This window comes from Leuconostoc pseudomesenteroides KCTC 3652, assembly GCF_014634745.1.
Taxonomy (GTDB): Bacteria; Bacillota; Bacilli; order Lactobacillales; family Lactobacillaceae; genus Leuconostoc; species Leuconostoc pseudomesenteroides.
The window spans coordinates 24,338-43,085 of record NZ_BMBP01000003.1; the positions used below are offsets into that span (position 1 = coordinate 24,338).

General features: G+C 40.0%; 16 protein-coding genes, 3 tRNA genes and 1 riboswitch. Of the genes, 6 read left to right on the forward strand and 13 right to left on the reverse strand.

The annotated features are described in order from the left end of the window. Positions 1-30: 30 nt before the first annotated feature. A riboswitch (Lysine riboswitch) is annotated at positions 31-198 on the reverse strand. Positions 199-217: 19 nt separating this feature from the next. Continuing rightward, entirely contained in the window at positions 218-874 is a 657-nt protein-coding gene (locus IEU65_RS04660; RefSeq protein ID WP_010290824.1) for a hypothetical protein, read from the reverse strand. Between the two features lie 177 nt (positions 875-1,051). On the opposite strand from IEU65_RS04660, the gene IEU65_RS04665 reads away from it, so the two are divergent. Genes IEU65_RS04665 through IEU65_RS04675 form a run of 3 tightly spaced genes read left to right on the forward strand, consistent with a single transcriptional unit; the run spans position 1,052 to position 3,465 of the window. Beyond that, positions 1,052-1,879 carry a sulfite exporter TauE/SafE family protein gene (locus IEU65_RS04665; protein ID WP_168441510.1) on the forward strand — a complete coding sequence of 276 codons (828 nt, stop codon included), beginning with the start codon at positions 1,052-1,054 and terminating at the stop codon, positions 1,877-1,879. Positions 1,880-1,890: 11 nt separating this feature from the next. Further along, positions 1,891-2,253, forward strand: a complete 363-nt coding sequence (locus IEU65_RS04670) for a DUF1634 domain-containing protein (RefSeq protein WP_010290821.1) — start codon at positions 1,891-1,893, stop codon at positions 2,251-2,253. Between the two features lie 12 nt (positions 2,254-2,265). Next, positions 2,266-3,465: an LCP family protein gene (locus IEU65_RS04675; RefSeq protein WP_010290820.1), complete on the forward strand. Its 1,200-nt coding sequence runs from the start codon at positions 2,266-2,268 to the stop codon at positions 3,463-3,465. A gap of 60 nt (positions 3,466-3,525) precedes the next feature. Here IEU65_RS04675 and IEU65_RS04680 read toward each other — a convergent pair whose 3' ends face one another. Together IEU65_RS04680 and trpS are read right to left on the reverse strand one after the other, a co-directional pair. Continuing rightward, positions 3,526-4,854, reverse strand: coding sequence for an APC family permease (locus tag IEU65_RS04680; RefSeq protein ID WP_010290819.1), 1,329 nt, complete (start codon positions 4,852-4,854; stop codon positions 3,526-3,528). Between the two features lie 138 nt (positions 4,855-4,992). Next, positions 4,993-6,009, reverse strand: a complete 1,017-nt coding sequence (gene trpS / locus IEU65_RS04685; RefSeq protein WP_010290818.1) for a tryptophan--tRNA ligase — start codon at positions 6,007-6,009, stop codon at positions 4,993-4,995. Positions 6,010-6,282: 273 nt separating this feature from the next. Between trpS and hflX the strand changes: the two genes are divergently transcribed. After that, on the forward strand, positions 6,283-7,563 hold the full coding sequence (gene hflX, locus IEU65_RS04690) for a GTPase HflX (protein ID WP_010290817.1): 1,281 nt from the start codon (positions 6,283-6,285) through the stop codon (positions 7,561-7,563). A 54-nt stretch (positions 7,564-7,617) separates the two neighbouring features. Here the strand turns inward: hflX and IEU65_RS04695 are convergent. From IEU65_RS04695 to IEU65_RS04720, 6 genes are all read right to left on the reverse strand, one after another. Continuing rightward, a tRNA-Pro gene (locus IEU65_RS04695) sits at positions 7,618-7,691 on the reverse strand. A 46-nt stretch (positions 7,692-7,737) separates the two neighbouring features. Continuing rightward, positions 7,738-8,931, reverse strand: coding sequence for an MBL fold metallo-hydrolase (locus IEU65_RS04700; protein WP_010290816.1), 1,194 nt, complete (start codon positions 8,929-8,931; stop codon positions 7,738-7,740). Continuing rightward, positions 8,931-10,220: an ABC transporter substrate-binding protein gene (locus IEU65_RS04705; protein WP_010290814.1), complete on the reverse strand. Its 1,290-nt coding sequence runs from the start codon at positions 10,218-10,220 to the stop codon at positions 8,931-8,933. Before IEU65_RS04705 ends, IEU65_RS04700 begins: the two co-directional genes overlap by 1 nt. A gap of 113 nt (positions 10,221-10,333) precedes the next feature. Further along, entirely contained in the window at positions 10,334-11,155 is an 822-nt protein-coding gene (locus IEU65_RS04710; RefSeq protein WP_010290812.1) for a carbohydrate ABC transporter permease, read from the reverse strand. Between the two features lie 12 nt (positions 11,156-11,167). Beyond that, positions 11,168-12,061: a carbohydrate ABC transporter permease gene (locus IEU65_RS04715; RefSeq protein ID WP_010290811.1), complete on the reverse strand. Its 894-nt coding sequence runs from the start codon at positions 12,059-12,061 to the stop codon at positions 11,168-11,170. Continuing rightward, the gene (locus IEU65_RS04720) at positions 12,061-13,101 is read right to left on the reverse strand and encodes an ABC transporter ATP-binding protein (RefSeq protein ID WP_010290810.1); all 1,041 of its coding nucleotides are present in this window, start codon (positions 13,099-13,101) and stop codon (positions 12,061-12,063) included. Before IEU65_RS04720 ends, IEU65_RS04715 begins: the two co-directional genes overlap by 1 nt. Positions 13,102-13,456: 355 nt before the next feature. Between IEU65_RS04720 and IEU65_RS04725 the strand changes: the two genes are divergently transcribed. Next, complete coding sequence (locus IEU65_RS04725; RefSeq protein WP_010290808.1) at positions 13,457-16,027, forward strand: BspA family leucine-rich repeat surface protein; 2,571 nt, start codon at positions 13,457-13,459, stop codon at positions 16,025-16,027. 477 nt (positions 16,028-16,504) lie between these two features. Here the strand turns inward: IEU65_RS04725 and IEU65_RS04730 are convergent. Both IEU65_RS04730 and IEU65_RS04735 read right to left on the reverse strand, forming a co-directional pair. Further along, positions 16,505-16,577, reverse strand: a tRNA-Thr gene (locus IEU65_RS04730). A 74-nt stretch (positions 16,578-16,651) separates the two neighbouring features. Continuing rightward, positions 16,652-16,733: transfer RNA gene (locus IEU65_RS04735), tRNA-Leu, on the reverse strand. Positions 16,734-16,843: 110 nt separating this feature from the next. On the opposite strand from IEU65_RS04735, the gene IEU65_RS04740 reads away from it, so the two are divergent. Next, positions 16,844-17,194, forward strand: coding sequence for a bacteriocin immunity protein (locus IEU65_RS04740; protein ID WP_031941234.1), 351 nt, complete (start codon positions 16,844-16,846; stop codon positions 17,192-17,194). An 83-nt stretch (positions 17,195-17,277) separates the two neighbouring features. Here IEU65_RS04740 and IEU65_RS04745 read toward each other — a convergent pair whose 3' ends face one another. Beyond that, positions 17,278-17,826: a hypothetical protein gene (locus tag IEU65_RS04745; RefSeq protein WP_031941233.1), complete on the reverse strand. Its 549-nt coding sequence runs from the start codon at positions 17,824-17,826 to the stop codon at positions 17,278-17,280. A gap of 130 nt (positions 17,827-17,956) precedes the next feature. Next, positions 17,957-18,679: a hypothetical protein gene (locus IEU65_RS04750; protein WP_168441508.1), complete on the reverse strand. Its 723-nt coding sequence runs from the start codon at positions 18,677-18,679 to the stop codon at positions 17,957-17,959. Positions 18,680-18,748: the final 69 nt, after the last annotated feature.

An 18,748-nucleotide genomic window follows, 5' to 3' on the forward strand; every position in this document is an offset into this window, starting at 1 on the left:
AAAGAGGTTTAAAAAGTCATTTTCGTAATCACTTTTCAAAGCGCACCGTATTACTACGACAGTCTAGTAACTCTTAATTACCAGCCCAAATATCATATTGCCAGATGATATTTTCGGCAATCGCCCCTTTAACATAACATCAGTGTCTTGGCAGACTCAGTTATGCGACTCATGTTGATTGCAACCTCTTTGATATATTAGTAAAAGCATATCACAATCAAACCCGACCGTCAATTTTTAGCACATGTTGCCACTGGCGAGCACGTTTGCGGTAAATTTGTGCGCTTAATTGCCACCAAAAGTAGCCAAATAACAAAGCGCCAATGCCGCTTGATAATAGCATATTATTGGCTTGCATCAGTGAAATCATCATGAAAAGCCAAAATACACCAATCAACGTACTCATGATTATTTGCAGTCGCCTTGACTTCAGTAAACGCGGTAAAATCAACGCCACCACCAAGAATAAGACTTGCAACCACCATACCAACAATAAATTTGGCATCATGTCACGTAACTGTAGCCCACTATCCCAAGAGATACCAACTACGATGGCAACAATCAAACACACTAACATCCCCATTATTTGTGAAATAATGAACCACCACATGGCAATTTTGTATTGTGCCAGATAAAGCACACCAGCCATCAAAGCGATAAATGGCAAGACTAACCAATAATGCGCAAATAGATGTCCTATTGCTAACAAAGCTTGCAGAGAATGTGGCAACATATTTTGAACCACTAGCGTAGCCGCATCATCTCCAAACGTTACCAAAACAGCATTAAACCTGACTGCAAGGCAAAAGACAATAAAAACGACACCAAAAATAATAATCAATAATTTTCGTAATTTATCAGGTTGAATTAACACAAATACACTTCCGTTCACTCGTCATGCCGAAGTAAACGCTCTCCCAATTTATTAAAATTCTACAAACACGTTTGCTTATCGTACACAATAATTGTAGCATTGTGTAGAATATAATTATTGAAAAAACAGTGAAGTGGTAGGAATTTAATCTTGGCTTTAACTTTATCCATTATCATTATGCTATTGGTTGGTGTTTTTGCCGGAGTCCTTGGGGCGCTTTTGGGCCTAGGAGGTGGCATGATTGTCACACCAATCTTAGTGATTGGTTTTAATATTCCTATTCACTACGCAATCGGTGCCAGTATTGTCGCTGTGATTGCGACTTCATCTGGTGCTTCAATCGCATATTTAAAAGACGACATGCTCAATCTGCGTGTTGCTATGTTACTCGAAATTTTTACGACAATTGGTGCGCTAATCGGCGCAATATGCGCAGGTTTTTTTGCCCCAATTTGGTTAAATTTCCTTTTTGGCGTGCTGCTGGTTTATCAATCCTATCGCATGTGGCGTAAGTTACACACCCACAATCAAGCCGAATTAGTTGCACATAACGACCCTCTCGCCAACAAATTACAGCTCAACGCTACCTACTATGACAAAGCACTGAATCAAAACATTGATTATCGTGTAGAGAATATTCCCGGTGGTGCAGTGGTCATGTTGTGGGCTGGACTCGCGTCTGGTTTATTAGGCATAGGATCTGGTATGTTCAAAGTATTTGCCATGGATGGTGTCATGAAAATGCCACTCAAACCTGCCAGCGCAACCTCTAATTTAATGATGGGCGTCACGGCTGCGGCCAGCGCTCTTGTTTATTTTTTTAATGGCACAATTCGAGCTGACATCGCAGTACCAATTGCTTTAGGTATCGTGTTAGGTGCAACCATTGGCGCACGCATTATGCCACATGTTCCAGCAAAACGACTCCGACAACTATTTATCCCAGTTGTTGGCATTGCTGGCTTACAACTACTACTAAAAGCATTTAATATCACGTTGTACTGAGGCACCCACGTATGTCCACTAATCAAACAGAAAAAGATTTAGAACGCCAAATTGGCATTGTTTTACGAATTGGCGTCATAATAGCGGTTGTTGTCATGATTCTTGGCTTTGCCTGCTATCTTATCAATGGCGCTAAAACAGGCTATTTCCACAATCACTATCCGCGTCAACTAGCACAGATTGTAAATGGTTCTTTTCATTTTCAAGCCGGTGCTATCATGATGTTAGGATTATTTTTACTCATTCTAACACCCGTTTTACGAATTGTCGCTTCCATTTACGCCTTCACCAAAGTTAAAGATTGGCGATATGTTGGCATTACCGTCGCAGTTTTCATTATTTTACTTGTTGCCATGTTCATTGGCCAACACTAATCGGAGATCATCATGGCAGAAAATCAAACAAAGTCTCGTACGGAGCGTTTTAAGAAACCAACCCACAAATTGCGAAATACGATTTTAGCAATCATTGCTGTATTAGCAATCACGGCCGGCGGCTTCGCATGGTACGCAATTAATAACGCTAAATCAACCATTGATAAGGTTTATAAGAGCACAGGCACTAAAAAGGCCCGCAACGTCTCAAGCGTTGTTTCTAGTGGTAAGCCATTATCTATTCTATTATTTGGAACTGATACAGGTGAACTGGGTCGTACTTACAAAGGCCGTACGGATTCTATGATGCTATTGCTCATCAATCCCAAAACAGAAAAAACGACAATGATTTCAATTCCTCGTGACGCAATGGTTGCTATTCCTGGTTATGAAGATACTTTCCCACAAAAAATAAATGCCGCTTATGCTTATGGTTCAACATCAACAGCCATTAAAACTGTTGAAGCTTATCTCAATATTCCAGTTGATTTCTACGCATTAGTGAACATGTCTGGTTTGGAAAAAATGGTCACCCAAGTTGGTGGTATTTCAGTGAAATCACCACTTGATTTCACTTATAGCCAAGACACTGCTCACGATTACGGTCCCAATTTATACCGTTTCCACAAGGGCAGTACCGGTTATGAACACTCTGATGACAATGGCGTTACATGTTCTGAAACAAAGCACGTCATGACCGGCGATGCCGCACTAGCATTTTCTCGGATGCGCTATGACGATCCTGAAGGCGATTATGGTCGTCAAAAGCGTCAACGTCTCGTCCTTGAAGGTTTAATTAAAAAATCTGCCAATGTTTCGAGCCTCTTGAACAATTCATTTATGACAACGCTTAGTAAAAACGTCCTCACCGATTTGACATTTGGTGACATGACAACAATTGCAAGTAAGTATATCAAAGCTAAAAATAACATTGTGAGTGAACATATTCAAGGTGAGGGAACAAGCTATCCAGACTCTTCTGGTAATGCCATTTCCTATGAAGTTGTGACACAGCAAGAAAAGCAACGCGTGACTAACTTAGCTCGTAAAGCGCTGGGATTAAAAGCAGCAACCACTGGTCCTGCCTATGCTGGTGAGGTACCAAGTACACTTCAGGCTGTGGCTGCCTCTCTTAGACCAGCAGATGACGAATCCTCAAGTAGCACTGATACTTCTTCCGACACGTCAACAGAAAGTTCTTCAGATCAATAATTTTATCATTTTAAAACCCCCGAAAAGTTATTTTCGGGGGTTTCTTTTTAACTGAAAAACTTACTTTTTAATTTGTCGTTTTGATAAGACCAAATAAACAGGCAATCCAATCGCGACAACGGCAATTGATATTACAACACCAGAAAAATCATGCAAAATTTCTGAAATTTCCACGTAAAGTGAACCTGCAATTGCTAGTATTGGGATAAACGGATATAACGGTGTTGAAAATGCTCTATTAACGCCAGTCGGATCTTTACGTCGCAAAATGAAAACGCCGACAAATGCCAAAATATAGAACAAGAAAGTCGTGAACATGGCAATGTCAGTGAGTCGATCAGGATTAGTCAACAATAACATCAAGTCTCCCAGCACAATCATAAACCAAATCGCAGCATTAGGTGTTTTGGTCCGCATGTTAATCTTAGAAAACGTTTTTGCAAACGGGAATAAGCCATCCCGCGCCATTGCAAACAATACACGTGGAAATGAAACAATTTTACCATTGAGTGTCCCTAGTAATGAAATTAAAACCGCCACACTCATCAAACGACCACCAACGACACCAAAGGCACTGGTTGCCATATGAATTGTTGTATTTTGACCAAGCGCAACGATGTTCGCTGCATCTAAACTTCTATATGTCCCATAACTGACACCCACGTAAGAAATAATAACAATAATAAGCCCAAATACGATTGCCTTTGGCAGAACTTTTTGCGGATTTTTAATTTCACCACTAATATTTGCCAAAGTTACCCAGCCGTCGTAAGCAAATAGCGTTGCTAAAATAGCAACCCCAAATCCCCCACTGTTAGTGTGTGCTACCGCAGTGACTGTCTGTCCTAATGCTTCATGTTGTCCAAAAAACATACCAAAAATGATCAACGCAACAATCGGCAACATTTTAAGTGTCGTCGTCAATATCTGAAAGCCAGCACTGAAACGATTAGGAATTGAGTTGATTATGCCAACAAACGCCAATGCAATAATCGCTGAGGGTATCGCCCACATTTTGGGTAATTGAAACAAGTCAACAAATAGTATCCCAAAATAAGCAGAAATTGATCCCATCATAGCCGGACCATAAAAGATGACTTGCATCCATCCAGCTAAATAGCCCCAAACTTTGCCATAAATTTTTTCAATATAAATGTATAAGCCACCAGTTTTAGCCATTTGGGAGCCAATTTCAGCAACACTCATACCAGAAGCAAGTGTCAAAATACCGCCAGCTGCCCATGCAATTAATGCAGATGTCGTACTACCTGCCGACGCTAATACACTACCTTGTTTAAAAAAAATCCCTGAACCAATGATTGTGCCAACCACTAACGCCAGTGAGGCAGTCAGGCCGAAGCCGCGGTTGAGTTGTGCTTTATTGTCCATATCGTCCCCTGATTTTGTATCTATCTTGCCATTATATACTATTTTGTTTTATCACATTTTAACAATTTGTGTCTTTTTTGTGTCCATAAACATATTTTGGCACTAAAAAAGCAACCTTTTCAGATTGCAGTGATTTTTTTAGTCGAAATAATCAATACCCATTGCATGGCGTACGTCTTTCATTGTTGACTCTGCTACTTCATTAGCATGATCAGAGCCAGCCTTTAACATAGCCATCACAGCTGGAATATCTTGGGCAAATGTTTCACGTCGTTGACGAATGGGTGCCATTTCAGCTTCCATCACTTCAATCAAGTGCTTTTTGATTTTCATGTCACCAAGACCACCAGCAGTATATTGCTCTTTTAGTGCCTGTACACGTTGCTTGTCGGGATCAAAAATATCCAAGTAAGTAAAGACGACATTGCCTTCAACATGACCGGGGTCATCAATATTGATATGCAATGGATCAGTGTACATCGACTTGACTTTTTTAGCTAATGTATCTGCATTATCACTAATATAAATCCCGTTGTTCAGTGATTTTGACATTTTAGCATTACCATCAATACCCGGAAGACGTCCTTGCCCTTTGGGCGGAAAGACACCGACAGGCTCAACCAATACTTCTGATTGATAAGCATTGTTGAATGAACGAACTAGCTCGCGCGTCTGTTCAATCATGGGTTCTTGATCGTCACCAACTGGCACTTTTGTAGCTCTAAAAATTGTAATATCGGCCGCTTGAGACACCGGATAAGTCAAAAATCCCGCTGGAATACCCTCTCCAAAACCTTTTTGTTGAATTTCTGATTTAACAGTCGGGTTGCGTTGCAGACGTGCCACACTGACCAAATTCATAAAATATTCAGTTAATTCTGGCAACCCTGTAATTTGTGATTGTACAAAAATCGTTGATTTAGCAGGATCAATACCAACTGCCAAATAATCCAATGCGACTTCTGTTAGCGAACGGCGAATTTTTTCAGGATTACGAGCGTTGTCTGTAAAAGCTTGAGTATCAGCAATCATAATAAATGGATCAAATTCACCGGAATCTTGCATTACCACACGATTTTTTAGTGAACCAATATAATGTCCAATATGCAATTTGCCAGTTGGTCGATCACCTGTTAAATAAATTTCTTTTGCCATGTTTAACCTCGATTTAATTGATTAGCTTATTTCATTATACTTGAAAACGTACACGTCGTGACAAGAAATATCGTTTCAGTTTGACATTGGGTTTGAAAACTTATACACTATCACTATTAAGAAAAAGAGGTACGGGAACTTGTTGAGCGAATTTTAAGATGTAGTGACAACAAACAGGCAACTGTTTTGGTGCGCTTTTCTTGAGATTGGTCTGCAATTTTCGTCAACACGTTAAATTCCCCAGTCTCGTAGTTTGATTGGAGGCATTTTTTGATGCAAGAAACACCCCGAAAAGTATTTTTAGTTGGCTTGACAACGAGTCAGGCAAATTTAACTTATGAATTAGAAGAATTAGGTAACCTAGCAAGAGCAAACAACTTAGACCCAGTTGAGACTTTTACCCAAAAATTAGAACGCCCTAATCCAGCAACTTATTTTGGTAAAGGCAAAGTCGAGGAAATTAGCGCGGCAGTAACCACTTATGACGTCGACATGATCGTTGCTAACGACGAGTTGACGCCCTCGCAAATCCGTAATTTGGAAAAAGCGACCAACGCGACTGTGGTGGATCGCACTGGTTTGATTTTAGATATTTTTGCGCAACGTGCACAAACAAAAGTAGCCCAATTACAAGTTCAATTGGCGCGCTTGCAATATCAGTTACCAAGATTACGTACAAGTATGTCAATCACGCTGGATCAGCAAACTGGTGCTGGTGGTGGTGGCTTTACATCTCGAGGCGCTGGAGAAACAAAACTCGAACAATCTCGTCGTCGTATTACAGCTCAAATGGTTCATATTCGTCAAGAATTAGCAGACCTTGAGAAAGGCGAGACAACACGATCAGCACAACGCCAAAATAATGATCTGCCAAACGTAGCCTTGGTCGGCTACACTAACGCCGGTAAATCAACACTAATGAACCGGCTGTTAGCGCGTTTTGGTATTGGTGCTAGTAACGATGATAGCAAACAAGTTTTTGAAAAAGATATGCTTTTTGCCACTTTGAACACAACCGTGCGCCAATTGACATTACCAGATAAAAAACAATTTTTGCTCAGTGATACCGTTGGCTTTGTCTCTAAGCTACCTCACAGCTTAGTCGCTGCTTTTAAATCGACATTGCAAGAAGCGGCCAGTGCGGATCTACTGTTACACGTCGTTGATGTCTCTGACCCTCACTATCAAGACATGATGACAACCACTAACAAAACATTACAAGAAATTGGTGTTAGCGGTCGCCCAACCATCACAGTTTATAATAAAGCTGACCGTACCGAGCTCGTTTTTCCAGAAGTAACTGGTGAAAATGCCATCACCATTTCTGCATTAGATATTGCTTCCCAAGATGCATTAATTGACCTTATCAAACAACATGTGTTCAAAGACGTCGCAGTCGTTAACTTGCACATACCTTTTGACAAAGGTAATATTCAGGCTCAGCTCGCCGCAAAACATACATTTTTACAGGAAGATTATGACGATACTGGCACCCTCATAACCGTTGAACTCTCCACTAATGAACGCGAGACTTTCAAAGATTATATCGTTTAAAAAAAGGGCAGCAAACCAATTATGGTTTGCTGCCCTTTTAATATTTCTCGCTCATCGGGATGACGAGATTTGAACTCACGACCCCCACGTCCCGAACGTGGTGCTCTACCAAGCTGAGCTACATCCCGTTGATACGAGAATAATTTTAACGCAATCAATGCGCCAATTCAAATTTTAATACACTAACGTTTCACCTTTTGTTGGTAAATAGACATTCAAACCTACTTTGCGCAAGGCTTCTGCTTCTTTTTCTGGCTTGAACGAATGCCAAGTAACAGTCTTTTGAGCATTGACATGTTGTGCTAATGACACCAAATCTTCTGGCTTGGCGTGACCACTTGCACCCAAACGTTGGAGCTCGACATGATTGGCATCTAAGTATGCCTGTAATTCGGCAAAGCGAGGATCATACTCGCCTAAAGGTTCACCGTTCATGTGTAGATATACAAATTGACCATCAAATTGATCTAAATCATGTAATTGATTAAAGTGATTTTGAACAACGTAATGATTGGGATCTGCCACAACGGCTTCCCAATCAATTTCTTTAACATCCGCAACACCCATGGCCCGCATGATTGTTGCAAATTGCTTATCCCAAAGGATTTCACGACCATGCAGCCGTGCTGTATTTTGCAGAGCCTCTAAGCGATCAATGTTACGTTCATAGGGATTAATGACAACTAATTGATGATGTTCATCTAAAATTTGTCCAAAATCTTGTTGCACTGACATCTCAGTATGGCGCACATGTTCCGTTTCGTCATCGGCATCAAAGCTAAATTCCGTACCTTCTAACAAAAATAAATCAATGTGTGCTTCACGTAAGATATCTGCCCAATGATTGACACGTTCGGGGTGAGGACCATCAAGTCGCACATCCCCACTATGAACAAATGTGTGTACGCCGTCACGGACACGAATTGCAGCAGCGCCACGTGCATCATGGTCAGTTTCGAAAAATGTAACTTCAAAATCACCAAACATCATTGGCGTCTCAAATGGGATCACTTTAATAGTCGCATTAGGCGCAGATTCTGTCCCTAATTCAGTCAAGACCTGATATAAATCAGCCGAAGCTTGACTCATGTAAACATCGGTTGGCTTGGTTAAATACTTCAACGCGCCCATATGATCCAGATGTAAATGAGAAACAAAAATTGTTGTCGCCATATCACTGTCAACATCAGTGAATAAATCAGGTAGTGCTGGTAATGTTCCGTCTGCTAATAAATCACCAGTCGGCGTTTCAGCCGGGGCAAAATTAACGCCAAAGTCCATTACAAGTCGGGTGTTTCCCTGTGTGAACGAGACCACATTGCCACCAATTGTATTCAGTCCATTTAAAAATTGTACTTGCGTACTCATTATTTATTCTCTTTCAAAGTCTTCTTTGTTTGGTCAGATAATGTTTTCAAAGCGTCTGCAGCAGGTGTTTTCTTCGTCAACATTGAATCAACAGCATTCAGCAAGTTCGTACGGTAATCTTGGTAACCCAAGAATGCAGTGTCTGAGAAGGCACCTGGCAATGAGTCTGACGCTGCTTTAGCTAATGGGTTCTTCTTTAGATATGCTTTATAAGCAGATGACTTCGTTGCTTTCTTAGTAATTGGCAAGTAACCTGTTGCTTCTGCCCACTTTTCAGTTTGCTTATCAGACATCAAATATTTCATGAATGCCCAAGCGCCTGCTTGTTGCTTCTTAGTGGCTGTTGCCGTAACTACTAAGCTATTACCAGCCAAAACAGTTGCTGATTTGCCTTTGTAAGATGGTAATGGTGCAGTACCCCAATCAAAGTCTTTAGCTGCAGCTGCCTGCGTTGCTGTAATTCCTGCAGATGATGAGAAAGTCAAAGCTGTCTTACCATTGACAAAGTTTGTTGTGCCGTAGATATCAGAACCAGCCGTTTTAGCAGTGCCATCAGCGACCATATCAGTAATCAACTTAGCAGCAGTCACAGCCTTCTTTGAGTCAACATTAACTTTGTCTTTGCTAGTTACCAATGATACACCAGCTGAACGGACCATTGAATCCCATTCCATGTCAAATGACTTATCGAATCCTACTGTTGCAATGCCATCTTTCTTCAAAACGTCAGACATCTTTGCAATATCATCCCAGGTTTTTGGTACTGATAAATTGTATTTTTTCAGAAGCGTTTTATTATAGAACATTTCTCGTACAGAGGCTGAGAAAGGTGTTGAGTAGAATTCGCCCTTATACTTAGATTGTTGCAAGAAACCAGAATAAATATTGTTTAATTGCTTCTTTGACAAGCCATTCTTACCATCAACCTGTGATTGAAGTGACGTTACAATACCGTCTTTGACGTAATCAGGCACTTGTGTGTAAGTTGCTTGTGCCATAACCGGCAAAGTTTTTGACTTCGCACCAGCCATGATTCTTTGGTTCAAAGTCGTATAGTCACCTTGCGCAGTTGCGACAACCTTATACTTACTTTGTGATTTGTTGAAGGCGTCAATACGCTTTTGCAAAGCGTCTTTGTATGGGCCAGCCATGGCGTGCCAAAATGTGACTTTAACTGGTTTAGTTGCTGCACTCACTGTCTCTGTGTGCACAGCCGACAAACCTGCAAAAGATGAACTTGCCATAATCGTGATAGCAGCCAAAGCTGCAACTTTCTTCCCAGTACTCATGTGTACATGTTTCCTTTCGTGTTCCCAAAAAAATTTAGCTGCTTTTTATAAGCAGTAAAGAGATACCATGTCTCATCACATCTCTTTACCGCCCACAAAACGTGGACAGTAGCTTAACCCTTAATGCCACCACCAGAAATACCAGCAACAACATATTTATTCAAGAATAAGTACAAGATAACCATAGGTAGAATCACAAACGTAGATGCCGCCATCAATTCCGGATAATTGACACCCGAATCTGAACTGAACGCTTGCAATCCAACAGGCAAGGTACGCATCTTGTCTGTGTTTGTGACAATTAATGGCCACATAAATGAGTTCCATGAGCCAATAATTTGTAACAAGCCAATTGCCGTAATGGACGACTTAGCATTTGGTACCAAAATTTGCCACAGAAACTTCCAATCAGAAGCCCCATCAAGCTTGGCGGCGTAGTAAAGCTGGTCTGGTACACTAGCAAAAGACTGGCGCAAAGTGAATACCGCAAAGAAACTAGCTAACCATGGAATAATCAAAGCGCCATAAGTATTCACCAGATGCATTTGTGATAGTGTCACAAAGTTTGGGATAATCAACATTTCACCCGGTACCATCATTGTTGCTAACAAAATAGTGAAAAGCGTCTTCTTACCAAAAAAATTCATTTTAGCAAACGCAAACGCTGCCATGATGGCTGTGATAATCTGTCCTATCGTGGTCACAAATGATACAACCACTGAATTCAGAAGATACGTTGCAAAAGGTGCTGCTTTCCATGCTGAAATCCAATTAGTGATTTGCAACTTTTTTGGCAACCAAGTTGGTGGTGTTTGCAATGCTTCAAAACCAGTTTTAAATGATGTTGATACCATCCAGAAGAATGGCAATAACATTGTCAGTGCACCAACCACTAACAGTAAGTAAACGATTGTTTTTGATATTGTCTTTCTCATCGTCAACTCCTCTTAGTAATGAACATGTTTTTTGCTAAACCATGTCTGCAATAATGTCACAATTAAAATCATAAAGAATAATACGACACCTGCGGCCGCAGCGATACCGTATTTGTTTTGCTCATAAAACATACGATATAAGTAAAATACAACTGTCATTGCAGCATTTCCAGGTCCTGCCTGTCCACCAAACAATGAGAATATTTCATCAAAGACTTTAAACGATCCAATCACAGCATTAACGGCAATCAAAAACGTCATCGGACTAATCATTGGCACTGTAACATGCAAAAAGCGTTCCCAAGCGTTGGCACCATCTAAGGTCGCCGCGCTATACAGTCGTTTGTCAACATTATTGAGAGCAACCAAGAAGAGCATAATATTGAAGCCCAAGCTCTTCCAAATAGCCAAAATAATCAACGCTGGCAATGCCCATGTTGGATCATTCAACCAGTCAATTGGATGGATACCTACAAAGCTCAAAAAATAATTCAATAAGCCCGCATCTTTATTATAAATCCACTTCCAAACCATTGATATTGCAACAATACTGGTCACAAATGGTAGAAAATAGATGGTACGGAAGAACCCAGCCAACACTTTGATCTGGTTTAAAAGTACGGCCACTGTCAACGAAATGACAATTTCTAATGGGACAACACCAACAACGAAAATTAAAGTGTTCGCCACAGCAGAATGAAACAGCGGATCTTCCCATAAATATTTAAAATTATCAAAACCAAGCGCCATTACTTGATTCGTGAAAAAGTTGTACTGCGTATAAAAGCTCATCGCCAAACTTGAGACAATCGGGTATAAACTAAAAATCGCGACAATGATTAGCATTGGCAAGACATAAAGCCACCCTTTTAATGTCTGTTTCCAAGTAGGCTTTTGATTGTTCATCATGCGTGATCACCCCTTAGTGGCAATCGCTGACCACTTTGATCGAAGGCGTAAACGCCACTAAGTGCGGCAAAGAGTGTTGTTTCTTGTTCCAAAGGTGCTGCCGTTGTGACTTCTGTTGCAACTAGTTGATGTGATCCAACTGAAATCGCCGCTTGCCGATCACGTCCAAATGACAATACTTCATGGACAACCGCTTGCATTTTGATGGCAGGTGCTTTCACCTCATTTGTTAATGCTTCAGCACGAATACCAATTGTGGCAACGTCACCATCAAATAATTGTCTCACCTCGTCATCAAACTGGTCTGCTGGTACCACATTTAACGCAGGTTCTCCGATAAAGTTAGCGACAAATTGATTATTTGGATTTTCATATAGTGATTGTGGTGCATCATATTGTTGAATGCGACCATCGTTTAATAGCATAATTTTATCAGCAACATGCATTGCTTCACTCTGATCATGCGTAACAAAGACTGTTGTGACGCCTGTTTCCTTTTGAATACGTCGAATTTCTTCGCGCATTTCAACTCTGAGACGTGCATCAAGATTTGAGAGAGGCTCATCAAGTAACAAAATGTTAGGTGATTTTGCTAACGCGCGGGCAATGGCAACACGTTGTTGCTGACCACCAGACAAATCACTTGGTTTTTTGTTAATTTGATCAGAGACACGAACCAGTTGTGCTAATTCTAAAGCACGCTGTTTACGTGTGGATTTATCCACCTTAGCCATTTTCATTGGGAAAATAATGTTATCTAAAACGGTCATATGAGGGTACAAGGCATAGTTTTGGAAAACCATCCCAACACCACGTCCCAACGCATCTTGCTTTGTAACATCTTTGTCACCAAAGTATATATTGCCACTAGTTGCTGATAATAGACCCGAGATCAAATTCAGCGTGGTAGATTTACCACCACCTGAGGGTCCTAAGAGTGCAACGAGTTGTCCGTCGGTGATATCAAAATCCATGTCATGTAAGACTTCGACGCCGTTTGGATAGGTCAAAGTCACGTGATTAAATTTAACTTCCACTGTGTTTCTCTCTTCTTTTTTGTTATAAAGTTAGTATAGATGAAATCATCTGTCCTGTGCAAATGATATGTGGATAAGGACAATTTTTGTCTATGGTTCAAATATAGCAGAGTTCTGTCATGATTATGTAAATATCAGATAAAGATTTCATCATCATTATAATATTAACTGAATATACACAATCCTGTAATTAACTATGTCAAGTTTGATTACACAAAAAAATAGTATTTCAATTCAAATTACTCGCTTGATAAGAGTCATAATTTTGTGCAGTTCACACTTTGTTCACCAATAATTCGTCTAGTCTTCTTCCCCCCTAGTAGAATGGAGCAAAAGGGTACTTTGGAGTAAAATTATGAGACGAAAACAAGCAGGCTACTTACCAATATTAATTGCAGTATTAACGCTCGCCGGCCCTGCACAAACCGTAACGGCTGCAGAATTGACGACCACCGATGACGTTAAAACGGATAAAAAGCTACGTCTAAAAAATGACGGTCGTTCTGACCTACAGGAATTAACCCAACGGATTGCTACTGGCGATACGGGTGATGGTCAGCCAGCGGCGGCGGAACCTAATAAGCCCGACACTCTCGAAACCCCCGAAGTAACAGAACCTGAACAGCCTAATGAAACAGACCCACCAGCTGAACAACCAGCACTGCCAACAACAGACAACAAGCCGCCTACGTCTGGTAAGGCACCTCGATCAATAACAACGAACACTAATGGCAGCAGTACTTGGACATTTGATTCAGATACTGGTTTGTTAGTTTTTTCAGCGGGGCAATTATCGCAGAGAATTGATACAAATCTAGCAGAAAATAGCTTAACTGCCTCACAAGTTAAAAAAATTCAATTTAATGGTGATGAGGGTAAGGTCACAGTAGACCCAAGCGTCCCCCATTTATTTGATAACCTAGATCAACTCACTGATTTTATTGATTTACAAAATTTTGATACGACCAATGCGACGTCAATGTCATATTGGTTTACTAATACTAAAGGGCTTACCAATCCTGACTTGAGCTCATTAAATACCAGTAATGTACTTTATATGACTGAAATGTTTCATGATAGTGGTGTTACTAATTTGGACCTAAGTAATTGGAATGTCAATCAAGTGACAACATTTCAGGACATGTTTTTCTGGGCAGATAAGTTAACGACTTTAAATCTATCCACTTGGGGGGCTGATCGTACAGTTGACTCCGTTAATATGGGTGCAATGTTTTCTAACGCGTCTGCCTTGACCAACTTAGACTTGACGAATTTTAAGACAAAAAATGTCACGAATATGTCTTCTATGTTTCGTAATACGGGATTAATCAGTCTTAATCTCAGTACCTGGGACGTCACAAAAGTGAAAGAATTTCAATACATGTTTTATAGCTCAGCTGCCTTGGCCAACTTGAATTTATCTGATTGGGGCATTGCCCGTATAGCTGATTCAATTTATATGAATTATATGTTTTATAACACGTCCGCCTTGACCAACTTAAACTTGATGAATTTTAAGACAAAAAATGTCACAGGCATGTCTTATATGTTTTACGGTAGTGGTATCACTAATTTGGACTTAAGCAATTGGAATGTTGATCAAGTGACAACATTTAATTGCATGTTTGCTGAGGCAAAACACCTAACAACCTTAGATCTATCTAATTGGGGTGTTGCCCGCACCGCTGATTCTGTTAATATGACTTATATGTTCTCTAATACAAGTGCGCTAACTACTTTAAAACTGACAAATTTTAAAACCACCAATGTCACGACTATGGCTTATATGTTTCGCGGAACCGGTATCACTCATTTGGACTTAAGCGATTGGAATGTTAATCAAGTAACAACATTTGATAACATGTTCGCGGAGGCAAAGAACCTAACGACCTTGAATTTATCTAATTGGGGTGTTGGCCGCACGGCTGATACAATTATTATGCGCTATATGTTCTTTAATGCCAGTGCGCTAACTACCTTAAACTTGACAGATTTTAAAACCACCAATGTCACGAATATGGCTCGTATGTTTGTAGGAACTGGCTTAGCTGAATTAGATTTAAGCCACTGGGATGTTTCAAAAGTGACCACATTTGAAAGTATGTTTCTTGATAGCAGTATCACTAATTTGGACTTAAACGCTTGGGATGTTTCAAAAGGGACCAAATTTTTTAACATGTTCTATAATGCGTCTAAACTGAAGACATTGGACTTATCAGGGTGGTATACTTCCGGTGCTGATGTGACCGCGATGTTTGGCAAGACTACCAGCCTCTGGAAAATCACCCTCAGTGCAAATATGAAGTTTACCGGTAGTCCTATGTTCTGGTCAGCTCCGGCTATTGGCACAACAATTAGCGATAACGGACAAAATTATAAAACTACAGCCGCGTCTTGGCAAATTGTTGGTAACGGCACTGATCATAATCCAGCAGGAAACATGGTAACAACCGACCAAATGTACGCTGACCGATCTGAAACAATCACCTACGTTTGGGCGCAAGCGCCTACTTTTGATGGCGTTGCTAACCTTACCTTTGACACACTTGGCGCTGGTGCTTTCCGTAATGGTAACAAGCCATTGGCAAGTAATATGTCAACTGGCGCAGTTAGTCTTATCAACTTGGATGCCAGCAAATCGTACAAAGTGTCCGTAGCGCAAACAAGTGATTGGAACACATCTGGTCAATCCGCAAAAATTTCAAAGAATGATTTGAGCATTCAATATGGTCAATCTAGTTTAGAAAGTAGTGTTGACTTTTGGACTGGGACTTCCGCCAGTAGTCAAAACAATATTATGTTCAATCATAACACCAGCAACTCATTTAGCATTTGGTTAAATCCTAACACGGTGATTGATACAAAACTATTGGGGAAACAATTAGCATCTGAACTCACTTGGACGTTAAGTGAAACACCCCAGTAAAAAAAACAGTAGATTTTCAATTATTTTTCTAAAAGTTGTCAAGTGAAGGACACGACTTATTTTAGAGAATGTTGCAACACCATTTTAATACACAAATAGGCTAACCACTTTGTGGGTCAGCCTATTTTGATTATCATAAGTTTCTACTTACTGTTGCAACATGTTTTATCAATACTTTGAGTCTCATTGCACATTGCTTCCAAGTTGGCTCAAATATCCAAGACAAATCAAAGTGATGCCATTCGAATCTGATTAAGGATTTATAGGTGAGTACGACTCTTGATTTTCGCGAAATCACATAAGCTCTGCATAGAAGCAACCACGCTATAATTCTCAAACGCTTTTGAAACTAAAAATTTATGAATCAGTGCACAATACACGCAGTTGGTTCAAAAAATATTTTCTCCATTGCGATTTCTATCCATGAGAAAATAAAAAAGCTTTGAATGAATAATCATTCAAAGCTTTCATAAATTATGCCGACCGCCGGGCTCAAACCGGCGACCCCCTCATTACTAGTGAGGTGCTCTATCAACTGAGCTAGGTCGGCAGATCAAAGTACTCAAGTATTATATCAAATAATACCAGATACCTCAATATAATAATATGGCGGCGACCATATTATACGGGTGACAGGAATCGAACCTGCACGGATTTCTCCACTGGAACCTAAATCCAGCGCGTCTGCCAGTTCCGCCACACCCGCATGTCTAACACAACCCTTTAATTTTACTGGAAAAATGATTGTACGTCAAGCATTTATTTACCTTTGATCGCAAATAGGCGTAACATGGAGTTAGCGAGGTGACACAACAAATGACAAAAAGAAACGTTGCAACAGTATTCGAAGCAAAACACAATATTGAATTATTATACTTATCGCTACAATCTAAGCTTATTGCCCCAGGGATTCGTGATATCACTGATGTTTTACTACAAGTTAACAAACAAATAGACACCAGTAAAAACCCTGAAGCCTTAGTGAACAGAATGGTTAATTATATTCGTATCACAGCCTCGTCTGAAAAGCTTCATTTTTCAAAAGCTGACGAAAAATTGATTATTGATTTAGGCGTGATTGGTCAACAAGCTGGTCTGAATGGTCAATATATGGCTGATTTTTCTGATAAATCACAATTCTATAGTTATACCGACGCAAATAAATAGATTGGAATTAGCAGCTCTAATCATTCATCAACAAAAAAGGTTCGATACACTATTCTCTGTATCGAACCTTTTAATCGCAATAACTACTTATAACCCTTGCCAATACCTAACCAAGCAGCGCCCTTGGCTACATTGGCGTAATCACAAGACCAACCACCATAAAATGCAGAGGTTATATTCCCTAATTCCGACCAATATTTAACTGTTTTCTTCCCACTATTTTTTTTAGTAGCATAGTGCCATACATCTGGCGCAATTTTTTGATTAACAGCGCTTTGCCGATTAGGAAATGAGTCATTACACCAAAAATTGGTTTTCAATCGATTGATATTTTCAAACCCGGCAACACTGATTTGTAACCCAAAACCGTTAGTAATTGCATACTTAAATAACGCTTTTAGCGTCGTATTATTATGACTATATTGTGTCGTAATACCATTTCTGGCGGTTAATTTAACATCTCGATCTAACACACTGTTTAAGAATTTATACGCCGCCACACTATTGTGATAGCTCCATGCTAAAGTATTTTTATACTTAACATCTGCTTTTGGAAAGTCACTCTGTCTAGTAACAGCACTTTTAGTAGCTAAGTGAACAATTTCATTATGATGAGTAATGTTGGCTTTCACAGATTGAAAGTTTGTTATTATGAGTGCGATAAACACACTTAAACTAACAGTACCAACGCGGATTAGTATATTTTTTTATACATGTCATTTCTCCAACCAAGTATAAACTATTGCTAATTATGTTTAGCGCCTATTTGTGTCCCTGACCAACGCCTGCCCAAGCAGCACCTCTTGCTACTCCTGCATAATCACAAGACCAACCACCATAAAAAGCTGTGGGGATTGCTCCCAACTCAGACCAATTTTTTACAGTAACTTTTCCCTTGTTACCACTATTCGCAGTATCCCACACATCTGGAGCTGAAGCAATGTGGACCGCAGATGTTCGGTTAGGATACGAATCATTACACCACCAACTTGTTGAACCAGATGTTGGGTTGATAAAACAACCATTACTTATTTGTAATCCAAAACCGTTATCTGTGACCCAATCAAAATACGCTCTGACAACAGTATTCTGCGCTGGAGTTAAAGAAACCGAAAGACCACTTCCTAAACTAAAGGAAACAGTAGAGGCGGTATTATTACTTAAATAATTAAAGGCCCTCACTGAATTTTGATAACTCCACGCTAACGTACCCTTTATCTGACTATCGGCGAGTGGCATAACAGCAGCACTACTAGCACCACCAACATCATCGGTCAAGTCCTGTTTCGCCTCTTCCTTGCCTTCAATTACAACACTTCCATCGACTTTTTTAACTTTTTGTAGTCCCAACGCCTCTTGGCTTTTTAGACTATTTAAATATGTCTGTACGCCCCGTTCCCTGAGAATCTCTTCCCCAACCGTGCCATTATTTTTTACAGTCAATGTATCATCAGCTTTAATAAATGATGTACTTGAAAAGCCCATTAATACTATAACCACTCCTGCAAAAACAGAAAATTTAACCTTCTTATGCTTTTTCATGACTAAAATACT

Bases quoted from the DNA above. Each gene is read 5' to 3' on its own strand.
- IEU65_RS04740 (WP_031941234.1), top strand. From the start codon at position 16,844: ATGACAAAAAGAAACGTTGCAACAGTATTCGAAGCAAAACACAATATT.
- IEU65_RS04665 (WP_168441510.1), top strand. From the start codon at position 1,052: ATGCTATTGGTTGGTGTTTTTGCCGGAGTCCTTGGGGCGCTTTTGGGC.
- hflX (WP_010290817.1), top strand. From the start codon at position 6,283: ATGCAAGAAACACCCCGAAAAGTATTTTTAGTTGGCTTGACAACGAGT.
- IEU65_RS04680 (WP_010290819.1), bottom strand. From the start codon at position 4,854: ATGGACAATAAAGCACAACTCAACCGCGGCTTCGGCCTGACTGCCTCA.
- IEU65_RS04675 (WP_010290820.1), top strand. From the start codon at position 2,266: ATGGCAGAAAATCAAACAAAGTCTCGTACGGAGCGTTTTAAGAAACCA.
- IEU65_RS04750 (WP_168441508.1), bottom strand. From the start codon at position 18,679: ATGGGCTTTTCAAGTACATCATTTATTAAAGCTGATGATACATTGACT.
- IEU65_RS04670 (WP_010290821.1), top strand. From the start codon at position 1,891: ATGTCCACTAATCAAACAGAAAAAGATTTAGAACGCCAAATTGGCATT.
- IEU65_RS04725 (WP_010290808.1), top strand. From the start codon at position 13,457: ATGAGACGAAAACAAGCAGGCTACTTACCAATATTAATTGCAGTATTA.
- IEU65_RS04700 (WP_010290816.1), bottom strand. From the start codon at position 8,931: ATGAGTACGCAAGTACAATTTTTAAATGGACTGAATACAATTGGTGGC.
- IEU65_RS04710 (WP_010290812.1), bottom strand. From the start codon at position 11,155: ATGAGAAAGACAATATCAAAAACAATCGTTTACTTACTGTTAGTGGTT.
- trpS (WP_010290818.1), bottom strand. From the start codon at position 6,009: ATGGCAAAAGAAATTTATTTAACAGGTGATCGACCAACTGGCAAATTG.
- IEU65_RS04715 (WP_010290811.1), bottom strand. From the start codon at position 12,061: ATGAACAATCAAAAGCCTACTTGGAAACAGACATTAAAAGGGTGGCTT.
- IEU65_RS04705 (WP_010290814.1), bottom strand. From the start codon at position 10,220: ATGAGTACTGGGAAGAAAGTTGCAGCTTTGGCTGCTATCACGATTATG.